Origin of the sequence: Haematobacter sp. (assembly GCF_032102465.1) — a bacterium.
Taxonomy (GTDB): domain Bacteria; phylum Pseudomonadota; class Alphaproteobacteria; order Rhodobacterales; family Rhodobacteraceae; genus Haematobacter.
Window position 1 is genome coordinate 31220 of the sequence record NZ_DAMDHB010000042.1, and the last position, 667, is coordinate 31886.

Below are 667 nucleotides of genomic sequence, written 5' to 3' on the forward strand. Positions count from 1 at the left end.
CCGCCGCCATCCCCGACCGCCCGGCGGAGGCGGAGATCGCCGTGCCCACCTCTTCCCGCGCGGCGGCGATCTACCGGCTGTCGGGCGACGAAAACCCGCTGCACATCGACCCCGCCACTGCGGCGGCAGCGGGATTCCCGGCGCCGATCCTGCACGGGCTGTCCACCTACGGCCATGTCCTGCGGGCGGTGCTGGCGGCGCGCCCCGGCGCGCGGCTGCGGATGATGGACTGCCGGTTCACCGGCCCGGTCTGGCCGGGGGAGGAGCTGACGGTGCAGCTCTGGGACATGCCCGGCGGCCTGCGGTTCCGCGTGCGGGTGGGGGAGCGGCTGGTGATCGACAACGGAGAGATGGATTTCGCCGAAGGAGGGTGCCCATGACCGATATGATGCGCGCGGTACAGAGCGTGGCGGTCGGCGGGCCGCAGACGCTGGAGATCCGCTCCATGCCCGTGCCGGAACCGGGACCGGGGGAGCTTCGCCTGCGGGTGCAGGCGGTGGGCATCAACTATCCCGACCTGCTGATCATCGAGGACCGCTACCAGTATCGCCCCGAACGTCCGTTTTCGCCGGGCGCAGAGGTGGCGGGCGTGGTCGAGGCGCTCGGCCCCGGCGTGGACGGCCCCGCGCCCGGCGCGCGCGTCATCGCCATGCTGGGCTGGGGCGGG

The 667-nt window shown here is 73.5% G+C and carries 2 protein-coding genes; both read left to right on the top strand.

Annotated elements, in window-relative coordinates; all coding sequences use genetic code 11:
* Positions 1-380 (top strand): MaoC/PaaZ C-terminal domain-containing protein (locus tag RT513_RS18130; protein ID WP_290685792.1); only part of this gene is annotated, 380 nt, incomplete at its 5' end.
* The coding region (locus RT513_RS18135; RefSeq protein WP_313534206.1) for an alcohol dehydrogenase catalytic domain-containing protein at positions 377-667 on the top strand (291 nt) is incomplete at its 3' end. The genes RT513_RS18130 and RT513_RS18135, both read left to right, overlap by 4 nt.